The sequence below is a fragment of the Pseudoalteromonas prydzensis genome (genome assembly GCF_001661495.1).
Lineage (GTDB): Bacteria > Pseudomonadota > Gammaproteobacteria > Enterobacterales > Alteromonadaceae > Pseudoalteromonas > Pseudoalteromonas prydzensis.
Genome location: NZ_BDDT01000026.1, coordinates 1 through 21089, shown reverse-complemented (window position 1 = coordinate 21089; position 21089 = coordinate 1). Strand labels below are relative to the sequence as shown.

Annotated in this window: 18 protein-coding genes; all 18 read right to left on the bottom strand. The window is 37.1% G+C overall.

Translation table 11 applies throughout. From position 1 onward, the window contains the following. Positions 1-549: 549 nt before the first annotated feature. Complete coding sequence (gene galU / locus A7968_RS22565) at positions 550-1461, bottom strand: UTP--glucose-1-phosphate uridylyltransferase GalU (protein ID WP_064668751.1); 912 nt, start codon at positions 1459-1461, stop codon at positions 550-552. A 692-nt stretch (positions 1462-2153) separates the two neighbouring features. Continuing rightward, positions 2154-3320 (bottom strand): nucleotide sugar dehydrogenase, encoded by a 1167-nt coding sequence (locus A7968_RS22560; RefSeq protein ID WP_064668750.1) that lies wholly within the window; start codon positions 3318-3320, stop codon positions 2154-2156. A 1100-nt stretch (positions 3321-4420) separates the two neighbouring features. Next, positions 4421-6373 carry a polysaccharide biosynthesis protein gene (locus tag A7968_RS22555; protein WP_064668749.1) on the bottom strand — a complete coding sequence of 651 codons (1953 nt, stop codon included), beginning with the start codon at positions 6371-6373 and terminating at the stop codon, positions 4421-4423. Between the two features lie 422 nt (positions 6374-6795). Continuing rightward, the gene (locus A7968_RS22550) at positions 6796-7167 is read right to left on the bottom strand and encodes a GxxExxY protein (RefSeq protein ID WP_064668748.1); all 372 of its coding nucleotides are present in this window, start codon (positions 7165-7167) and stop codon (positions 6796-6798) included. Positions 7168-7530: 363 nt separating this feature from the next. Continuing rightward, positions 7531-8706, bottom strand: a complete 1176-nt coding sequence (locus A7968_RS22545; RefSeq protein ID WP_064668747.1) for a DegT/DnrJ/EryC1/StrS family aminotransferase — start codon at positions 8704-8706, stop codon at positions 7531-7533. A gap of 39 nt (positions 8707-8745) precedes the next feature. Beyond that, positions 8746-9375 (bottom strand): acetyltransferase, encoded by a 630-nt coding sequence (locus tag A7968_RS22540; protein WP_064668746.1) that lies wholly within the window; start codon positions 9373-9375, stop codon positions 8746-8748. Continuing rightward, a complete protein-coding gene (locus A7968_RS22535; RefSeq protein ID WP_064668745.1) occupies positions 9368-9964 on the bottom strand; it encodes a sugar transferase in 597 nt (198 codons plus the stop codon). Before A7968_RS22535 ends, A7968_RS22540 begins: the two co-directional genes overlap by 8 nt. Beyond that, positions 9961-11100: a glycosyltransferase family 4 protein gene (locus tag A7968_RS22530; RefSeq protein WP_064668744.1), complete on the bottom strand. Its 1140-nt coding sequence runs from the start codon at positions 11098-11100 to the stop codon at positions 9961-9963. Before A7968_RS22530 ends, A7968_RS22535 begins: the two co-directional genes overlap by 4 nt. Continuing rightward, entirely contained in the window at positions 11097-12422 is a 1326-nt protein-coding gene (locus A7968_RS22525) for an oligosaccharide repeat unit polymerase (RefSeq protein ID WP_064668743.1), read from the bottom strand. Before A7968_RS22525 ends, A7968_RS22530 begins: the two co-directional genes overlap by 4 nt. A 2-nt stretch (positions 12423-12424) precedes the next feature. Further along, on the bottom strand, positions 12425-13534 hold the full coding sequence (locus tag A7968_RS22520) for a glycosyltransferase family protein (protein WP_064668742.1): 1110 nt from the start codon (positions 13532-13534) through the stop codon (positions 12425-12427). After that, positions 13528-14883, bottom strand: a complete 1356-nt coding sequence (locus tag A7968_RS22515) for a DUF7033 domain-containing protein (RefSeq protein WP_064668741.1) — start codon at positions 14881-14883, stop codon at positions 13528-13530. Before A7968_RS22515 ends, A7968_RS22520 begins: the two co-directional genes overlap by 7 nt. Next, on the bottom strand, positions 14880-15371 hold the full coding sequence (locus tag A7968_RS22510; protein WP_064668740.1) for an acyltransferase: 492 nt from the start codon (positions 15369-15371) through the stop codon (positions 14880-14882). Before A7968_RS22510 ends, A7968_RS22515 begins: the two co-directional genes overlap by 4 nt. Further along, positions 15344-16528 (bottom strand): hypothetical protein, encoded by a 1185-nt coding sequence (locus tag A7968_RS22505; protein WP_064668739.1) that lies wholly within the window; start codon positions 16526-16528, stop codon positions 15344-15346. Before A7968_RS22505 ends, A7968_RS22510 begins: the two co-directional genes overlap by 28 nt. A 26-nt stretch (positions 16529-16554) precedes the next feature. Then, positions 16555-17799 carry a lipopolysaccharide biosynthesis protein gene (locus tag A7968_RS22500; RefSeq protein WP_064668738.1) on the bottom strand — a complete coding sequence of 415 codons (1245 nt, stop codon included), beginning with the start codon at positions 17797-17799 and terminating at the stop codon, positions 16555-16557. Next, positions 17796-18875, bottom strand: a complete 1080-nt coding sequence (locus A7968_RS22495) for a DegT/DnrJ/EryC1/StrS family aminotransferase (RefSeq protein WP_064668752.1) — start codon at positions 18873-18875, stop codon at positions 17796-17798. The genes A7968_RS22500 and A7968_RS22495 overlap by 4 nt, the downstream gene beginning before the upstream one ends. 146 nt (positions 18876-19021) lie before the next feature. Continuing rightward, positions 19022-19597, bottom strand: a complete 576-nt coding sequence (locus tag A7968_RS22490) for an acyltransferase (RefSeq protein WP_064668737.1) — start codon at positions 19595-19597, stop codon at positions 19022-19024. Between the two features lie 2 nt (positions 19598-19599). Continuing rightward, positions 19600-20556: a Gfo/Idh/MocA family oxidoreductase gene (locus tag A7968_RS22485; protein ID WP_064668736.1), complete on the bottom strand. Its 957-nt coding sequence runs from the start codon at positions 20554-20556 to the stop codon at positions 19600-19602. Between the two features lie 14 nt (positions 20557-20570). Beyond that, on the bottom strand, positions 20571-21089 hold a 519-nt coding region (locus tag A7968_RS22480; RefSeq protein ID WP_280138479.1), incomplete at its 5' end, for a UDP binding domain-containing protein.

Below are 21089 nucleotides of genomic sequence, written 5' to 3'. Positions count from 1 at the left end.
ATTAGCTCTTTAATCTCTACCTCTGTGCTCTTAGCGAACTCTGTGCTCTTAGCGAACTCTGTGCTCTTAGCGAACTCTGTGGTGAATTAATCATTTAAAACCATTTGCACAAAGAGAAGACAATGAGTGTAAATGAGAAGAGAAAATGCCACGGACTAATTGCATCTAGGTCATTGTCACTTATCTAATACCTTTGACCTTTAACCTCTAAAGCGCAGCGCCTCTTAACCTCTTTGTGAATAAATCACTTAAAACAATTTTTTACCACAGAGGGCTCCGAGACGCTTCGCGCTACACTGAGTTAAGACCAAAAAATAAATCTATTAGCTCTTTAATCTCTACCTCTGTGCTCTTAGCGAACTCTGTGCTCTTAGCGAACTCTGTGCTCTTAGCGAACTCTGTGGTGAATTAATCATTTAAAACCATTTGCACAAAGAGAAGACAATGAGGGTAAATGAGAAGATAAAGCCACGGGCTAATTGCACCTAGAACCTAGTCGCTTCCCTAAAACCTAGAGCCTTTGTCTTCCTAGCCCCTAAAACCTAAATCTCACACTGCCTTTAAATGGCTTGGTTTTTTAGGATTTACTAATTCCGATACAAAACTTGTAAAATCTGCACCTAGGTTTTCATCACGCATGCTGTATTCAACAATCGCTTTTAAATAACCTAATTTATCGCCACAGTCATGGGCGCGGCCACTCATGTGAAATGCCTCAACCGTTTCAATTTTCATCAACATATCAATAGCGTCAGTTAATTGGATTTCGCCACCGGCACCAACTGGAGTTTTACTAAGTAATTGCCAAATAGTTTTTGAAAGTACATAGCGGCCAACAACAGCTAAGTTTGATGGCGCGTCACCAACACTTGGTTTTTCAACCATAGTTTTAATTTTCGCACTTTCACCAGCTGTAATTACAGCACCATCGATATCCGCAATACCGTACTTACATACATCTTGCTCTGGTACTGGTTCAAGCATAATTTGGCTTGCTTTAACGTCATTAAAACGTTTGATCATTGCAGCTAAGTTTTCAGTTTTTTGGTCTGCGGTGTAAGCGTCTAATATTACATCAGGGAGTAAAACCACAAAATCATCATCACCAACTACAGGTTTAGCACACATAACCGCATGACCTAACCCTTTAGCTTCACCTTGGCGTACATGCAAAATAGTTACATCTGGCGGGCAAATAGAGCGCACTTCATCAAGCAGTTTACGTTTAACACGGTTTTCAAGCGTGGCCTCAAGCTCAAAACTAGTATCAAAATGGTTTTCAATCGCATTTTTAGAGCTATGAGTAACAAGCACAATTTCCTTAATACACGCAGCAACACACTCATTAACGATATATTGAATAAGTGGTTTATCAACCAGAGGGAGCATTTCTTTTGGAATAGCTTTAGTCATTGGCAACATACGTGTACCAAGACCCGCAACAGGGATAACAGCTTTCATAATAGATCCTTTATAGAGTGTTTAATTCGATTTAGGATCACGTTAGCAGCATCAAGCTTGATAGAAAGTGAATGAATCGGGCTTCGGGCTTCGGGCTTCGGGCTTCGGGCTTCGGGCTTCGGGCTTCGGCAAAATTATAAACACTAGTTGCAAAAAGAAAAGACAAAGCCGCGGACGACGGGTTTCGAGCTTCGTGCTATGAAAACACCTAGCTTCTAGTCACTTCCCTAGAACCTAGAGCCTTTGACCTCCTAGCACCTTTAACCTTTTCCCTTCAACCTCTTTGTGAATAAATCACTTAAAAACCATCTTGCACAAAGAGAAGTGAATGAGAGTAAATGAGAAGACACAACCACTTTATTTATATCTTACTCTTAAGCGCAGCGTCTCTAAACCTCTTTGTGAATAAATCACTTAAAATCAACACGGCATAAAGCCGCGCCTACAATATACCCAAACACCAATGCCAACCTGTAGGCGCGAGTTTACCTCGCGCAGTTTTATGTTCACCACCGAGACGCTTCGCTACACTGAGAAGAAAAGCCACGGGCTGCGGGTAACGGGCTAATTGCACCTAGCCCCTAGTCACGTCCCTAGAATCTTTAATCTTGTTATTTCTCGCATCTCGTAGCCCGAAACTCGCAGCTATCTCTTTAACCTTTAATCTTGTTACTTACAACTAGGCGCTGCGCCTAATCACTACCAAATAAATCGCGCGTATAAACTTTATCAGTAATATCGCTTAGCTCTTCAACCATACGGTTTGAAACCACAACATCCGAAAGCTGTTTAAACTCATTGAGATCTTTAATTACACGTGAATTAAAAAATGCTTCTTCTTTTAATGCTGGTTCATAAACAACCACCTCAATGCCTTTAGCTTTAATACGCTTCATAATACCCTGGATTGCGGATGCTCTAAAATTATCTGAGCCCGTTTTCATTACTAAACGGTAAACACCAACAACTTTAGGGTTACGCTTGATTATAGAATTAGCAATGAAGTCTTTACGCGTTGTATTAGCATCAACAATAGCGCCAATCATATTATTTGGCACATCTTTGTAATTAGCTAACAACTGCTTGGTATCCTTAGGTAAACAATAACCGCCATAACCAAATGAAGGATTGTTATAATGGTTACCTATACGTGGGTCTAAGCTTACCCCTTGTATAATTTGCTTCGCGTTTAAGCCATGGCTTTCAGCGTAGCTATCAAGCTCATTAAAGTAGGCAACACGCATTGCAAGATAAGTATTAGAAAATAACTTGATTGCCTCTGCTTCTGTTGAGTCAGTAAACAGAACCTCAATACCTTGCTTTATCGCACCTTGCGCAAGTAAATTGGCAAACGTTTTAGCACGTTCACTTTGCTCGCCAACAATAATACGCGATGGATACAAGTTATCGTGAAGCGCTTTACCTTCACGTAAAAACTCTGGCGAAAATATTACATTATCAGTGCCAAACTTTTCTTTAACCGACTGCGTATATCCAACTGGCACGGTTGATTTAATAACCATAGTAGCCGTTGGGTTAATTTTCATTACATCTTTAATAACCGACTCAACACTATTGGTGTTAAAATAGTTTGTTTCAGGATCGTAGTCGGTAGGCGTGGCAATAACAACAAACTCAGCACCAACAAGAGCAGATTCTTTGTTAGTTGTAGCCGTAAAATTGAGTTGTTTATTTTGTAAAAAATCACTTATTTCAACATCAACAATCGGTGATATTTTATCCCTTAATAGGTCGATCTTTCTTATATCAATATCAAACGCTACAACTTCGTTATTTTGCGCAAGCAACAAAGCATTTGAAAGCCCCACATAACCCGTACCAATTACAGACACTTTCATAAATCTGTAGCCTAACTGGATCTTGAGGACCAATGACATACGTTACAGGTGACTCAAGAGCAATAATTTAGTGTCTTCAAAGTAACTACTGAAGATTAAAAAATTGCTACAGTTAGATGTAATTTATGATATTGAGGATCTTAGTGATTCGCACAAAACCTAAAATTATAAATTAAGCCATGAAACGCTATTGTACAAAACGTAGGAAATGGCTTTAGTAATGAATTTTTAAACCGCACGGCATAAAGCCTCGCCTACCCTTTAAAACATAGGTGCTAGGTTTTAGGCCCTAAATCCTAGCGCCTTATTCTTTTCCTCTAAAGCGCAGCGCTCTCTTAACCTCTTTGTGAATAAATCACTTAAAAACCATTTGCACAAAGAGAAGCCAATGAGTGTAAATGAGAAGAGAAAATGCCACGGACTAATTGCATCTAGGCCATTGTCACTTATCTAATACCTTTGACCTTTTCCCTTTAACCTCTTAAGCGCAGCGTCTCTTAACCTCTTTGTGAATAAATCACTTAAAAACCATTTGCACAAAGAGAATACAATGAGAGTAAATGAGGAAGTAAGCTAAATAAAACCCTAATTTCCTTAATTCCTAGAGCCTTTAACCTAGGGCCTTTCCCTTTACCTCTAAAGCGTAGCGCCCTCTTAACCTCTTTGTGAATAAATCACTTAAAACAATTTTTTACCACAGAGGGCTCCGAGACGCTTCGCGCTACACTGAGTTAAGACCAAAAAATAAATCTATTAGCTCTTTAATCTCTACCTCTGTGCTCTTAGCGAACTCTGTGGTGAATTAATCATTTAAAACCATTTTTACCACCGAGCGCACCGAGACGCTTCGCGCCACACCGAGAAGAAATGCTTAGACCAAGTACCTAGTAACTTCTCTAGCCCCTAGATTCTTTAATCTTTCCTCTATGAACTCGGTGCTCTCTGTGGTGAATAAATCACTTAAACAATTTTTACCACCGAGCGCACCGAGGCGCTTCGCGCTACACCGAGAAAGTAAAGTTAAGTCTACAACCTGTGTTTTTAGAACCTAGAACCTTTATCTTCCTAGCACCTAGTCACTTCTCTTTACCCTTTAACCTTTACCCTTTAATATTCACAACTTTGGCTTCATCACCCACCACTGGTTGGTTTTTCTTAGCATTCCATACTAAATCACAAATACCATCGGTAGGGTTAAAACCTGTTGGTGCATCAAGCAGTAATTGTCTGATCATTTCGTGGTCAAAATTATGACAAGCGATATCAAAGGCTTCTAAAAACACATTTAGTTCTGGTAATGGGAGCATAGCTTCATTTGCAGTCATAATACGCTCGTGTGGTGTTTCACCTACGTTATCGCCTATTAGTAGCTCTTCGTATAGCTTTTCACCTGGGCGCAGGCCAGTACATTTTATTTCAATATCACCATGAGGGTTTGTTTGATCTTTTACTTCAAAGCCGGATAAACGTACCATTTTACTGGCAAGGTCTTTAATTTTTACCGAATCCCCCATATCAAGCACAAATACATCGCCGCCTTTGCCCATAGAGCCCGCTTGAATAACCAATTGTGCAGCCTCGGGAATGGTCATAAAAAAACGGGTAATATCAGGGTGAGTTAGCGTAATTGGCCCACCCTCTTTAATTTGGCGGCGAAATAACGGCACCACAGAGCCACTTGAACCCAACACATTACCAAAACGCACCATACAAAACCGCGTACGATGCTCTTTACCTTTGGTTTGCGCTAACCCCTGTAGCACAAGCTCTGCCATACGTTTAGTTGCGCCCATTACGTTAGTAGGGCGTACAGCTTTATCTGTTGAAATTAATACAAAAGTTTCAACTTTAGCATTTACCGCAGCTTTTGCAGCGTAATAAGTACCAAATACGTTATTACGCACACCTTCAACTACATTATGCTCAACCAATGGCACATGTTTATAAGCCGCAGCGTGATAAACCGTTTGTACACCAAACGCCATCATCACTGTTTCAATACGGTTAATGCGCTGTACAGAACCCATAATAGGGATTAATTCTAACTCGATAGCATTGTGAGTTATGTATTCACATAGCTCTTTTTCAATTGAATATAAACCAAATTCAGATATTTCAAATAACACTAATTTTTTAGGTTTTTGCCTAACAATTTGGCGGCAAAGCTCTGAACCAATAGAACCACCGGCGCCAGTCACCATAACTATTTTACCAGTAATGTTGGCAGCCATTAGCTCGGGTTTTGGTGTTACAGGGTCACGGCCTAGCAAGTCTTCAATTTCAACTTCTCTAAATTCAGAAAGCTGCGCTTTACCTTCAACCACATCAGCCATACCAGGGATAGATAAAACTTTAATTGTGAGCGGTTCTAGTTGGGCGAGTACTTCCTTACGCCGAGCGCGGCTGGCACTTGGTAGTGCTAATAATACTTTAGTAGCCTTGCCTTTATTAATAAGCTCATAAATATCTTTAAAGTTTATTACCGGAATCCCTTGCACGATCGAACCTTGCTTGGTTACATCGTCATCAATAAAGGCCCTTACATAATACTCTGGTCCTGCACCAAGAGCAGTCGCCAATTGCCTACCCGCAGAGCCTGCGCCATAAATAATAACCGACTCTTTATTAGCAGTAGCCATTTTGCCAATCATGGCCCGCACTACAACGCGTGAGCCACCAACGGTGAGTAAACATAACCAAGCAAAAATAAACGGCATAGTACGCGGGATAGTAATACCGACAAAAAACGACAGTAACACTAAACTTACTGTGGTTATAACCGTACCAAGCACAATAGCCCATAACGCTTGGGCGTTCATGTATCTCAATACAGCACGGTATAAACCTAAATTAATAAACGCGATTAAACCGGTAGGAATTAATATTGCTAAAAGTAACCAATTACTGAGCTCACTAAATGGCGCAAGGCTATCTAAACGCACAATCAGTGCAAGCCAAAATGCAGCAGCAATAAAAAGTGAATCAATAAATAAGGTAATCGCACGCTTTTTAGCACGCGAAGCATTCAAAATAGAACGGATGAAACTATCCACAACAAGTTCCCTTTTCTTGTACAGCTAATTCAATTAGTTAAAGAGCGAACGGTAGCTCTTTGAACATTAATATTCACTGAATTATAACCCTAAATGAACAAAACCACCACAAACCAATACATAATCATTAGTTATTGTTTTTTAATGTAATTATAGGAGCTAGGAGCTAGGAGCTAGGAGCTAGGAGCTAGGAGCTAGGAGCTACCAATATCATAATCAGGCTCTAGCTCTTTAACAAAGCCCATTCTGTATAACCATTACATTAGCACTAAATAAATTAAGGTAATCTCTATCTCTGTGCTATTCGTCACCTCTGTGGTGAATTAACTTATTTAATTTTTTACCACCGAGACGCTTCACTACACAGAGAAGTTAATTATAAAGAGTTTTAGTTTCCTCTGCGATGATCTCATTTTGCCTCACTACACACTAATGCGCTTAATACCATCAACTAATTTTGTGACATTAAAATTAATCAATAAACCAGTTTTAATACCGCTTAATTTTAAATAAGTAATCAACTGAGCAGAATGAATTGGTGCTAGTTTGTCAATCGCTTTCAATTCGATTATAAGCAGGTCTGGAATCAAGATATCTAGCCTATAGCCTGCATCTATCTTCATACCTTTATAACTAACTGGAAGTTCAATTTGACTTACAGCTTTTATACCTATTTGTTGTAATTCGTAAATTAAGCAATTTTCATAGCTTGACTCTAATAAGCCAGGCCCAAGTTGCCTATGAACTTCAATAGCACAACCGATTACTTTTTGTGTGATGATATCTGATGTCATGGCCTTCCTTAGCTTTAGCGATCACTTATTCACTTTATTGTCCTGAAAGTGAATAAGTTACATAAAATAGTTTTACCACCGAGAACACCGAGGCGCTTCGCTACACAGAGAAAACCCCAATAAAAAGTAAATATGGATTTGTTAGGTCTCTAATCTCTACCTCTGTGCTCTTCGTGGCCTCTGTGGTGAATTGACTTATTTAATTCTTTATCACCGAGAAGCTCTTTTCCAAACATCCAGTTTTTCAAATTGCATAAAACTTCCCTCTTTAGTTTCCTAGTCCCTAGCCACTTCCCTAGCATCTAGTCACTGCCCTAGTCTCTTCCCTAGAACCTGTTTCTTAGCCTAGAACCTAGTTACCTTTTACTTACTCGCCAACTCAAACACTTCTTTCATTACTTGGGTTGTTTTGGCTATTTCATCTTCAGTTAGGGTTGGGTGTACTAAAAACATAATAGACGTTTCGCCAAGCTCAACTGCATTTGGTAGGCGTGTTTCTGGGCGCCATGGTGTATCGTCAAATGCTTTTTCTAGGTAAACCTCAGAACAGCTGCCCTGAAAACAAGGGACACCTCGTTCAACAATTTCGTTAATAATACGGTCACGATCCCAACCTTCAGCCAATTGTTCAGGTTTAATAAACATGTAATGTTTATATTCAGCGTGTTCAATGTAGTTAGGAACCTCAACTAAACGAATACAATTAAAGCTAGCAGCAGCTTTATCAAGCTGAGCACCATAGGCTTGGCGCTTTGCAGTCCACTCCTTCATACGGGTTAATTGAATACGACCAAGTACAGCTTGCATTTCGGTCATGCGCCAGTTGGTACCAAAGCTTTCGTGTAACCATCTAAACCCTGGTGGGTGTTCGCGGTTATAAATTGCATCAAAGCTTTTACCATGATCTTTATAACTCCACATTTTTGACCATAACTCTTTTGAGTTAGTGGTTACCATGCCGCCTTCACCGCCAGTGGTCATAATTTTATCTTGGCAAAAACTCCATGCGCCAATGTGGCCAATACTACCAACTGATTTACCTTTATATTTAGCGCCATGCGCTTGCGCGCAGTCTTCAATTACATAAAAACCATGCTCTTTACTCAGTGCCATTATGCCGTCCATTTCAGCAGGCATACCCGCTAAATGCACTACAATGACCGCTTTAGTTTTAGGTGTAAGTACCGCTTTAATACTTGTAGCTGTAATCGCTTGGCTATTTAAATCAACATCAGCAAATACAGGCGCAGCACCCGCAGTAACAATACTTGAGGCAGACGCTAAAAAAGTACGTGGTGTAGTGATAACTTCATCACCCGCGCCTACATTTAACGCTTTCAGTGCAACATCTAATGCAAGCGTACCGTTACCAAGCGCTATTGCATATTCACTATCAGCCCAGCTGGCAAATTCTTTTTCAAACTCGCGGCCTTCAGTACCAGTCCAGTAGTTAACTTTGTTTGATAAAACTACACGGCTTACAGCATCTGCCTCATCAGTAGTGAAGCTAGGCCAAGGAGAAAACGGGGTATTTAACATGATGTTCCTATTAATTCCATATAGAAATGAGTGTTTAACTTATCTTGGTACTGCAGGAGAGCCAAATGCAGTAACATTATCAGGTATATTTTTTACTACAGTACTACCAGCACCAATCAAACAATTACTGCCAATAGCTACTAACTGCTTGACTTGGCTGCCGATACCAATCCAACTTTTACTGCCCACGGTAACACCGCCAGCTAAAGCGGTATTAGGGCAAATATGCGTAAAATCACCAATGCTGCAATCATGTTCAACAACTGCTGCAGAGTTGATAATACAGCCAACCCCTACTTTAGCAAATGCATTGATAACAGCACCTGCAAAAACTACGCAGCCCTGTGCTATTACTGCGTATTTACTTATCACTGCGGTTGGGTGAATTAAGGTAATGAGGTTAAAACTGCTTTGTTGTAACAACTGTATTTTTTGCTGACGAATTTCGTTATTACCAATTGCTACAACTACGTCATTATTACACGTAGGGCTTTGATTTTTTAGCGCAATTAAATCAGCGCAAGTACCTTGTATTGCCCAATGCTCAATGTGGGTTTTGCTAGGGTAGGCATCGTCATAAAACTTAACAATAAAACCCAACAGCTCAGCGATATCAGCAATTACCTTACCGTGGCCACTTGCACCAACTATAGCTAACTGTTTAGTCATTATTTGAGCCTTTAAATGGCTCAATCGTTACATGCCCGTCTGCACTGATACCTTCACGAACAAATACTTTTTTTACTGTGAGTAACAGTATTTTAAAATCCAGCAACAAGCTTTGGTTGTCAACATACCATACATCAAGCTTAAATTTTTGCTCCCAACTAATTGCATTACGGCCATTCACTTGTGCCCAACCAGTAATACCCGGGCGTACATTATGGCGGCGTGCTTGCTCAGCACTATAAAGCGGTAAATATTGCACTAATAAAGGTCTAGGCCCTACTAAGCTCATATCACCTTTAAGTACATTAAATAAACCTGGCAGCTCATCTAAGCTGGTTGAACGTAAAAAAGTACCAAATGGAGTCATTCGTTCATCATCAGGCAGTAAATTACCTTGTTTATCTTTAGCATCGAGCATGGTTCTAAACTTCATCATTTTAAACACTTTACCATGCAAACCTGGGCGGTCTTGAGTAAACAAAATAGGCGAGCCTAATTTAAAACGAACAAGCACAGCAATTACAATTATTATTGGTAGCAGAGTGAAAAGAGCACATAGGGCAACTAAAAAATCAAAGATGCGTTTCATTTAATTACTCCATTATAAAGTGATAACAAGTTTGAGTGATGGTTCTTTCTTTCAAACCGAGTCAGCACCCTCTTTCTTGCAGCCCCCCCCATGCTTGGCAATTCTTCTTTATTTTCAAATACATACAACATAGCTTTAAGTAAAGAGTTTTTAGATTGAGGTGCAACAATATAACCATTCAAGCCTTCTGAAATTATTTCATTACTACCATTGACATCAGTAACAATAGAAGGAACTTCGAGAGCTGAGGCTTGAAGAGGAGTATTAGGGAATCCTTCTCTATAGCTAGGTAAAATAAATATATCAGACGAGAATAAAACCCCTCTTACATCATTAATCCAACCATATTCGATAATATTCTTATTAGCTTTTATTTTGTTCATATATTCAGATGAAAGGGGTTCTCTTAAATCCGGTTCACCTGCTAATAATAAAATGCAGTTAGAAGACATTTCACTAAAAGCATCTATAAGTTCTCTGAGACCTTTATCATTTGTATAACGGCCAACATAACTAAATACAAACTCACTTGGGGATACCTTATTATAAGCAATAGTAGCAACGCCATTTTCAACGTCATTGAGAAACTGATTACGTGAAAAGTACGATGTATCGACTCCTGCAATGTTTCCATTACCAACAACCTCAATATATTTAGAAGTTATTCTTTCAGATAACAAGTCATCTTTGACACCCTCTCCCTCAGGTATTGGTTTTGTTGCACAAAAGCAAATTATCCTATCAACCAATTTAAATATTTCTTTTCGCAAACCTTTAAGTGTTGGAAATATTAAGCCTGTAAATGTATGGAACCTATTAGGCACTCGAGTTATATAAGCTGCTATCATAGAAACAAGCCCTGCTTTTGGAGTATAGCTATGAACTATATCTGGCTTTACTTTCGCGAAAAGCCTAGCAAGATTATAAATTGATTTAAGGTCTGACATTGGATCTATAGCACGCACCATTCTGATGTTAATATATTCAACACCTACATCCTTAAAATCATCCACATCATCAAGCTCTCCACTAGAGACCAAAGTAACTTCAAAATATTCACTTAAGAAAAGAACTTGATCTTTAAGAAAAGCGTTTATTGTTAAGGGTACCGTTGTAATAATTACTAGCTTTCTCATTTTCTTCTCTTTACATTCAAAGTGTTAATAATAGATGTAACAAAGTAATAATTTATAACAAAGATAGTTAGCATTATTAAATTGAAGATGAGCCCCTTAAAAAGCAGAAGGGAAGATATGCCTCCATTTATAGAAAAAGACATGAAAAAGAATGGTGGTGCAAAGAAGAAAGCGACTTGGCGACTAATAAAAGCTTGTAAGAATTTATTAATAAAATATAAGTTGAGAGGGTAAACAACACCGATCCAAAACGGAAAAATTAATGCACCCCACCAACCATATACACCAAAACTCTCAGATAGAAAAAAAGAATTCTTTACACCTGTTTTTCTTGGATCCAATCCCTCTACAAACACCATTAGATCTTTATCGTATGTAGGATAATCTGTGAAAAAACTAGCAAAAGGTATCGAGTGAAGAAAATAAGTACCTTCAAGTTTAGGTATTGAGAAGCTTTCATAAACCCCTGACATTTGTCCTACACCAACACGGTTTATTAAGTATTGTGTAAAGCTGGTAAGGTCTAATGAACTTAATTGAAGAGAAGTAATATAAAAAAGTGAAAAAAGCAAAGCTAAAACTATTATCGGTGTATATACAGTTAATTTAATTAGGTTTAGTTCCCTACCTTTAAAAACAAGAACTGTAGAAACAAAAATAATAAAAGTCACGATCATTGGTGACTTCCCACCATCAGCGGATGAAACAAAGAAAGTCAAACATAAGAAAATTAGTGTGTTTTTTTTACACCCTAGTGCTAAATATAAACCAGACAAGATGGCACCCATCCAGCACGAAATCGTGATAAGGCGCCCAAACTGTGATGGAAGGGAAGTTTGATATTTGTTGCTGATTCGAGCCACTAGCAAATTATCACCGGTCATTATAGATGAAATAACTGCATGCTTATAATTTAAGAAAATCATAGAGAAAACTAGAATTAATATACCAAAATACAGTGAGAACTTCAAAAACCCAATTGTTTTCTCTTCGATTAAATTAATAGAACTAACTTCATAATTAGTTCTAAAGAATCGTAACGAAAGAGACATACAAATAACAAATATACTAACACTGTACAATATTATAATATTAGTCAGAAATGCACTTTCATCATCAGCATAGAATAAAGAAGACTTAAAGTATGCAGTTCCAAAATAGCTAACAAATATAGTTGGTATTAAAACTAGTACCAAATCTTTATAAAAAAGAATACTCCAGACACGACCAGCTTTGATATTAAAATCAAAATCAGTTCCTTTCAGGGATATAAAGAGCAAATAGATTATTATAATAAAACTAAAGAAATATAAAAGAGCCATATTTAACTTTTTCCAAATTTAGCTACCGATTTAAGTAACAAATATCTAGATTCTGATTTTTCCTTTTCAGTAATTTTTAATAAATCTAGCTTCAAAATTCTCTTGTTGTGATACTCTTCAATAAAATTGATAACATCTTCACGATTATTAATTAACGAGGACTCCTTGTTTTCAAGGCTCAAAACACCAGCTAAGCCACTAAAATCAGTATCATAAACAGAAGTAATGAAGGGAATACCATACTCTCCATATGCCCTATGCTTTAAAGAAGACACCTCATTAATCCCTTTTCTATAACCTGCTAAAGTCCCTATACCAATATTTGCAGTCATTAAAACACCATCTAGATCTTTTTTATCTAAAAAACCAAGTAAATTAACATTATGAGGAATACTACCTAATTCACTCTTTGCTGGACCTGCAATATAAAACTTAAACCTAGGGTATGAAAGTACACATGATTTAGCAAAATTTATTAGCTCATCGAACCCTTGCCAAGGCTGACCAGGACTCCCTACCATAATAATTTTTATATCTGAATTATTTGATATGTTGGAATTGGTAGAGTGATGATATATCGCAGAGAGGCCATTAGAAATAACAGTACTTTTTAGAGTAGGATTCAATGACCGTTGAACCTCATTCGATATAGCAACAACAGCATCAATATGTTTGAAAGTTAAGCCTCTCAAATAATGAAAAAAATAAGATAGCATTGGGCTTTTACTTTTTTCTATATTTCCCAAAACATGATTCACTTCTAGCACAGTTGGATACTTTTTTATTATTTTAGATAATCCAGGATAATATACCCCTTCCCTTAGATATATTACATCAGGGCAGTAATCATTTATTCTTTCATATGCAACTTTAAAAGATAAAATACGGTTAATATATCTTTTTACTTGGGATATGAAACCATTTTCGACTTTTGTATCGAAAGCATTAAAGTACTCAAAAGTATCTGAGTTAATTGCTTTCTTAGGAGAAATGCAAAATACTTTCACATAGGCCCCTTGATGTACAAGCCCTTCAATTTGTGAACAAACCTTTTTTATTACACCTAAATGGGTATAAGGATCTGCCTCGATCAAATAAGCCACTTTCAACATAATTCTTCTCTCATAATTATGGACTTATACATATTCCGATCCTCATCACTCAATAAGTGGGTATTATGCCATAGTAAAGTACAATTTCCCCCATACCTAAGGGCGCGGTTAACTATCTCTTTCAAGTAAACTTCGGTATTAACTGAGTAGTCTAAATACTGATAGCTGGTATGAAATACTGATGCATCCATTATTATTAAAGGTCTTTGTTTTATTTTAAGCATTTCTCTGTTTTTAAGATCAAACATAGTAAAATCATAAGCCGTACCACACCTAAACCCGATATGATCAGAAAAACCTAATGTTGAGTCAAAGTCCACTCCTTGATCATTTAATTCGCGAGCTGTTGAGTTTATATCCCACTTCAAAAAGTGATTTCTATTATGAACTATACCCTCACCACAAATTCGCCTCAACTCAGAGTAAAAAATATTATAGCTATTAAGCATCTCTCTAGTTTTTTCTGAACATAAAAACCCTGGGTGACAGCCTATAAGATGACCACGGCTATGTATTTCATTTAGAAGCTCATTGGCATCTTGAGATAGTAATGTTTGGTCTGTATCTAACGAATGAGTCTTTTTTGGAATAAAATAAAACAAACCTTTTTTATTAAGCGTTTCACATTGCTCCATTATAAAAGTGACCGCATTTCGGTATTCATCCTGGTAGGACCAACCAACTCTTTTCTTAATAAAGCTACTGACTAAATTAATAGCACACCTTAACCGTTTCTTTTTTATTAAAAGATAAGCTACGGTGCGTAAAGTAATTTTTAAACTCGACAAACGATTATCATAAGGCCAGTCAACATCACATGTTATATTTAAACTGCCAGATTTTGTGGATATATTTAACCCATCTTCAATAAGTATACACCGTATCAAATAAGCAAATTGATCCACTATAGGATACTCTACATATTTCAATTTATTCGAACAAGAATATGCATGGAGGAATCTTCCGTAACAATCTCTCTTTTTATTTACAAACTCCTCATAACAAGTTAAAAGAAAAAAACAAGTGCCTAAGATATCGAAGCCAAATTTAAACCCTTTGTCAATTTTATCTACACTTGGCAACCCAAAAAATATAGGAACTTTTTCACTTAAATACTCAGACTTTAAGTATTGAACGCTTTCCGGTAACCTACCATTCAAATAGTAATCGTCAAAAAATATATTAGGAAAATAAATTTTTTTGCCACTAGGTAATATAATAGTGTTAAACTCTAAGTCATCGCGGAAATCTATAACAAAACTTACTCCAACGATTTCGGAAAAAAAAACTTTCGAGATGTATTCAATTTCATTTACATATTTTGATTTAACTTGCAAAGTTATATTCATTTTCTTTGTTTCACTGTTCGGGCTGGGTTTCCAACAACTATTGAATTTTCAGCTATATCCTTTGTGACAACAGAACCTGCGCCAACAATAGCACCTGACGCTATAGTTACACCTTTTAGAATTGTAACATTTGCACCAATCCAAACGTCATTACCTATTGTAATTGGGAGTTGCTTATGAGGCTGTTCACGCATATTAATCCCCAAACTAACTCCATGATCTCTGCCCCAAATTACAGTCTTGGGACCAATCATCACATCATTACCAATAATGACTTCTCCCATAAAGTGACAACCAACATTACAGTAAAAATTATTCCCAATCTGTATGTTAGGCTCTCCTAAAATTCTACAATAGGGTTCAATCACTGCTTTGCCTTGGAAAGTAGTGTTTACTAAATATGCATCGTGATGTACAACTACACCTGCACTTCTAAGAATTCTTTTTTTTAAAAAGAATCTTATTTTTTCTTTAAGCGATTTAGGCATGCAACTATACTCATTTTAAATAATAACGCTAAACTATATATAAAAGGCTTTAAATCTCTTTTATCAAATATAGCCCAACACCTATCTGTACCACCCCATACAGTACTTTTAAAATGCTTCAAATAGCCACTCCTAGCTATTAAGTTAGGAATTTCATGCAACATGAGCACCCAATGTATGTCTTTATTCGGGCTGGCAGCAATAGTCGCTTTGTTATCACACCTTAAAGCATCAAGATACATAATATAATGAAGGGATACACCCGACAGAAAACCAACATGATGCCACATCATTGATCGTAGGTTAACTTCCATCAATTTATACAAACCATCCCTAGAATCAAACTTGAACTCTGGCTCTATTACTCCAAATGCATCTAAGCCATCAACCAATTTAAGACCTTGCTCTTGAACAACTTGAGGGCAAGAGCTTGAGGCGCTAGATACAACACCAAATTCGTTAGGGAATTGAGTCAACTTTTTACCTTTCCAGTAACCTAAAATCTTGCCATTTTTAGCTCTGTAACAAGTCAATGCATAAATGTTAGTATCGTCACCAGGAATAAATTCAGAGGCTATAAATTCAACCCCCATTAGAAAATATTCATTTAACCTTACTTTAAAATCAAGTAAATCACTTTCTTTTTCAATATACTTAGCCCTAAATACTTTTTGAGTTAGATCCATCCGTTTTGACGGCTTTACAAGTATCGGCAGTTTCATATTATTTAGAAGGTCTAAATCCTCATTCACTTTTATATTAATTGACCGAGGATAGGGTACACCAATTTTTTCACAAATTTCATATTGATAAAATTTATCGAGTTGAAGGGCTAGCTTTTCTTTATTAAAAGGTAAAAAACAAAATGAACTTATTTCTTTTTCTATATCAAGAAGAGCTTCTAAATAGTCATCATCAGTTGGAAAAACAACCACCTCATCATAAACATTTTGTAAACACTTAATCGCATCTAAAAGCGCAGAACTATTGTTTGGAACTGTTTGTGTTTCTAACAATTTATTACTGAAGCTAGCTAATCCACTCCTCTTTTGAAATATGATGATATTTTTTACCGCGTGAAAGTGTAACTCTTTTACGATAGAGTAGGCATTTACATGACTACCAAGAATAAGTGCTGCAACATTATTTTTGACCATAAAACCTCCAGAATGTGCAAACAGGACTATAACTTACCTTTAGAAACTAAAAATAAGATTAATAGCAGTACAATGTAATGAAATGAAATAACTGCATTATAGACTTTTAAAAAATTTATAAATTCAACATTAAAAGTATAAGAGAAAAATACTAATGTCATTGATAGGAGTAAAAGTATTATTTGCCAATAAAATGATATATTTTGTTTTTCAAATGCGCTGTTAGTTAAAGTTAGCGCAGATGTTACAAATCTTAACGCGAAAAGAGGCACAAGTATCTGCGCATACTCACCAGCGATAATCCAATTTTCGCCAAAAACAATCCCAAACAATTTAGGTAAGAAAAAATAAACGGGTATAAATGCTAGAACACTAATAATTACAAGATTAATGGCCGTTTTAACAAAAATAACATCCCCCTTTCCTGTAAGCTTTTTTTCTTTGACGATTTCTTTATAAAATACTTGACCAATACTTGTACCCAATATAGCTATAGGCATACCTAAAACTCTTTGCAATAGTGAGTAGAAACCAAGTGTAGATAAAGAATAAATACTACCAATAACCAAGTTTAAGAGATTAACTGACAAGGAATTTGCAAGAATAGCCCACATAGAATACTGTGGGAATTTACGATATTTATATGCCACGCTTTTTAATTTATCTATTGACGTAAGTTCAAACTTAATACCAGCTTTGAAAAAGAAAAAGCAAGAAAAAATAGCACCTACACAGTAACCGAAGATTAGACCTGAATTACTAAAAGAAACGGTGGAAAAAGCACCTTGACTACTAATGGTAGAAAGAGATTTAGATATATTAGCATAAGATATTAAAGCATAATTCTCTTTCCTACTAGAATAGTAGTTAAAAGCATTAAAAAATCCTATAGACATAGTAACTAGTGGGATAAAGTAGAGGTAATTCCCTAACTGGATTAATGGAGTAGCCTCGTACCAGTTACGAGGAATCACAATAATTAATATGAAAATTAATACCGATATTATGCAAGCTATCAACAGACATAAAAATACTACATGCCTAGCTTCGGATTCACTTTCAGGTAACATAATAGCTAATTCGTACCTTGCATTAATTATTGAGCCTATAATTAATACTACAGCAAGAAATATAGCCAATACTCCAAACTGCTCTGGTGAATATAACCTAGTAAGAAGTGGAGTAGCTAGAATAGTCACTATTTGAGCTACCATACTTCCACTCAACAACGTAACTATATTTTTTACATAATTACTTTTAGGTAATATCATTTAGATTCATCGACTAGATACCCGTGCATTGGCAAGCTTATTACAGTTTGAGCTAACCGTTCTGCAACTGGAAAATCCCCTGCTTGGTAGCCCAACTGATTAAAAGCCGTTTGTTCATGCATACACGTACCATAATAAATCATGGTGGGTATGCCTTGCTCTTTATAGGCAGCCATATCTACATCACGATTTGCAGATACCAGCGTATACTGTGCCCATGAGCTTACATAACCAGTAGGAACTTGTGGTGTTTGGTATTTATCTGACAGTGTTTTTTCATAGTTATCAGCGGCTTTATTACGGTTTATAAGTTCAGTTGGAAACTCAGCTAATTTTTCAAGTAATATGGCTGCTTGAATGGTATCTAAACGGCTATTCATGCCGATGCGAATATTGTCGTATTTATCTTTACCTTTACCGTGCACTCGGTATGACTTTAATAGTTCAGCGTATTCGTCATTGTTAGTAAAAACAGCACCGCCATCGCCATAACAACCCAGTGGCTTTGCTGGGAAAAAACTAGTCGTGGCTATATCACCAAAACTACCGGCACGTTTACCATCAATACTGCCACCAAACCCTTGCGCGGCATCTTCCACCAATTTTAAATTGTACTTATCGGCAATTTTTTGAATTTCAGGGTAGTTCGCCGGTAGGCCAAATAAGTCAACAGCAATGATTGCTTTTGGGGTTAGTTTACCTTCTGCAATTGTTGCTTGAATACGTTTTTCTAGGTCGATTGGGCAAATATTAAATGTGGCTTCGTCTGAATCTACAAATACCGGTGTCGCACCTTCATAGGCAATCACTTCTGCCGTAGCAAAAAACGTAAAGGTTGGGCAAAAAACAGCGTCGCCAGGCTTTATATCAAGTACCATCATGGCAAGTGTGAGTGCATCTGTGCCATTTGCACAGGTGATAGCATGTTTAACACCTATATATTTTGCAAGCTCGCTTTCAAGCTCTTGCACTTCTGGCCCCATAATATAGTTGCCATGCTCTAAAACAGTTTTAATTCGTGCGTCTATTTTTGTTTTTAAGTGTTGGTATTGCGCAGCTAAATCTATAAATTGTATCGTCATTTTAAATTCTTTACATTAGGTTATATATTTGGTTTGCAGAAGCTTATTAAATTACAGCCACCAACCCCTTAGGATTTGATGACTTAATCGGCTAAAGCCAGATCTACAATTAATAATTGGCGGTGTTTGAAAAGTGTGCGTTATTTAATAAACAACACATCTCCTTCTAAAACATATTCGTCACCAGTATGTTCACACATGGTACTTGCATTACCAGTTAATGGTAAATTCAGTTGCTCACCATATTTACTTATCCAACCAATTTGTTTGGCAGGCACGCCCACCATCAATGCAAATGCGGGGACGTTTTTATTAATCACGGCACCCGCCCCCACCAATGAATACTCACCGATTGTAACACCGCATACAATGGTGCAATTAGCGCCTAACGTTGCGCCTTTTTTAACAAGTGTATCGCGATACTCAGTTTTACGTTCAATGAACGAACGTGGGTTATATACATTGGTAAACACCATGCTAGGACCACAAAATACGTCATCTTCAATGTGCACGTTATCGTAAACGGATACGTTATTTTGTATTTTTACGTTATTACCAATAGTAACTTTGTTACCAACGAATACATTTTGGCCAAGCGAGCATCCTTCACCAATTTGTGCGCCACTACACACGTGCACAAAATGCCAAACACGTGTGTCACTGCCTATTTTTGCGCCAGCATCAACAATAGCGCTTTCATGCACATGGTAGTTCATGGCTACAGTACCTTTGAAAGTAACGGGTGCGCTTTACTGCCCGCCTCAGCAACTGGCATTTCACGGATTTTTTCTACCGTTTCAATTGCAACACGGTTTTCATCAATACCAAAGCCGTTACCCGCTAAAATATTTTGATAGCTTTGCGTATGTAAATCAGTAAAACCACCAGAGAATTCCAATTCTTCCGTGTTAGACCCATCATTTATGGTAATACTGCGGTAGGTGAGTTTTTCACCCTTAACTGCATTTTCAGGTAAATTATTCGCATCAATAGATAAAAACCATTTAACACGCGCACGTTCATATTCTAGGTAGCCGCTAGAAGTTTTTTCATCTCTAAAGTGAACTTCATTATGCTTAAGGTCGCCAAAAATAAAGTGCAGCATATCGTAAAAGTGCACACCAATATTAGTCGCTACACCACCTGACTTGTGGTCAAACCCTTTCCACGATTTCATGTACCATTTTCCGCGAGATGTCATATACGTTAGGTCTACATCAAATACTTTATCTGCGGGTGCTGCCGCTACTTTTTCTTTTAAGGCAATGATTGAAGGATGTAATCTTAATTGCAGTATTGAGTTTACGTTTGCACCGTATTTTTCTTCATACTCTTTTAGGATATTCATGTCTTCAGAGTGAAGCACTAATGGCTTTTCACAAATTACATCAATACCATTTTTCAAAGCGTACTTCATATGTGGTGCATGCAGGTAATTAGGACTACAAATAGCGATATAATCTAGCTTTTGACCTTTCATCGCACAGTCTTCAACAAAGGCGGTGAAATCTTCAAATTCAGTAAAAAATTCAGCGTCAGGGAAATGGCTATCCATAATACCAACAGAATCATTAATATCCATTGCTACAAGTAAGTTATGACCCGTTTCTTTTATTGCTTTTAAATGGCGCGGTGCGATATAACCAGAGGCACCGATAAGCGCAAAATTCTTCATCTTAAAATCCTTTCTTATAGTCTAATATCTGAGTCTTTAGGGCCAAATACATGTTTAACATCGTATAGTACATGCTTTTCTTTACCCAGTTTGCGAATAGCTTCTACCCCCATATTTTTAAATTCACTATGGTCAACCGCTAAAACAATACCGTCATAATGATTTTCTTTTAATGTGCTAACTAATGACAAGTCATATTCATGCTCTACTTCAGCTGGACTTGCCCATCCATCATATACATCAACACTCATATTAAAATCATTAAGCTCATTTACGATATCGATAATTTTTGTATTACGTACATCAGGGCAATCACCTTTAAAAGTAAAGCCTAGCACTAATATTTTCGCTTCATCGATGTGAATCTTTTGGCTTGATAGTTTTTTAACTAGCTGCGTTGCAACATACTCACCCATACCATCATTAATGCGGCGACCAGCCAAGATAACCTCAGGACGGTAACCAACCTCTTGTGCTTTATGAGTAAGGTAGTAAGGGTCAACACTGATACAATGCCCGCCAACTAGACCTGG

Bases quoted from the DNA above. Each gene is read 5' to 3' on its own strand.
- A7968_RS22485 (WP_064668736.1), bottom strand. From the start codon at position 20,556: ATGAAGAATTTTGCGCTTATCGGTGCCTCTGGTTATATCGCACCGCGC.
- A7968_RS22525 (WP_064668743.1), bottom strand. From the start codon at position 12,422: ATGGCTCTTTTATATTTCTTTAGTTTTATTATAATAATCTATTTGCTC.
- A7968_RS22560 (WP_064668750.1), bottom strand. From the start codon at position 3,320: ATGAAAGTGTCTGTAATTGGTACGGGTTATGTGGGGCTTTCAAATGCT.
- A7968_RS22510 (WP_064668740.1), bottom strand. From the start codon at position 15,371: ATGCCTAAATCGCTTAAAGAAAAAATAAGATTCTTTTTAAAAAAAAGA.
- A7968_RS22505 (WP_064668739.1), bottom strand. From the start codon at position 16,528: ATGGTCAAAAATAATGTTGCAGCACTTATTCTTGGTAGTCATGTAAAT.
- galU (WP_064668751.1), bottom strand. From the start codon at position 1,461: ATGAAAGCTGTTATCCCTGTTGCGGGTCTTGGTACACGTATGTTGCCA.
- A7968_RS22515 (WP_064668741.1), bottom strand. From the start codon at position 14,883: ATGAATATAACTTTGCAAGTTAAATCAAAATATGTAAATGAAATTGAA.
- A7968_RS22550 (WP_064668748.1), bottom strand. From the start codon at position 7,167: ATGACATCAGATATCATCACACAAAAAGTAATCGGTTGTGCTATTGAA.
- A7968_RS22490 (WP_064668737.1), bottom strand. From the start codon at position 19,597: ATGAACTACCATGTGCATGAAAGCGCTATTGTTGATGCTGGCGCAAAA.
- A7968_RS22545 (WP_064668747.1), bottom strand. From the start codon at position 8,706: ATGTTAAATACCCCGTTTTCTCCTTGGCCTAGCTTCACTACTGATGAG.
- A7968_RS22520 (WP_064668742.1), bottom strand. From the start codon at position 13,534: ATGTTGAAAGTGGCTTATTTGATCGAGGCAGATCCTTATACCCATTTA.
- A7968_RS22530 (WP_064668744.1), bottom strand. From the start codon at position 11,100: ATGAGAAAGCTAGTAATTATTACAACGGTACCCTTAACAATAAACGCT.
- A7968_RS22535 (WP_064668745.1), bottom strand. From the start codon at position 9,964: ATGAAACGCATCTTTGATTTTTTAGTTGCCCTATGTGCTCTTTTCACT.
- A7968_RS22540 (WP_064668746.1), bottom strand. From the start codon at position 9,375: ATGACTAAACAGTTAGCTATAGTTGGTGCAAGTGGCCACGGTAAGGTA.
- A7968_RS22500 (WP_064668738.1), bottom strand. From the start codon at position 17,799: ATGATATTACCTAAAAGTAATTATGTAAAAAATATAGTTACGTTGTTG.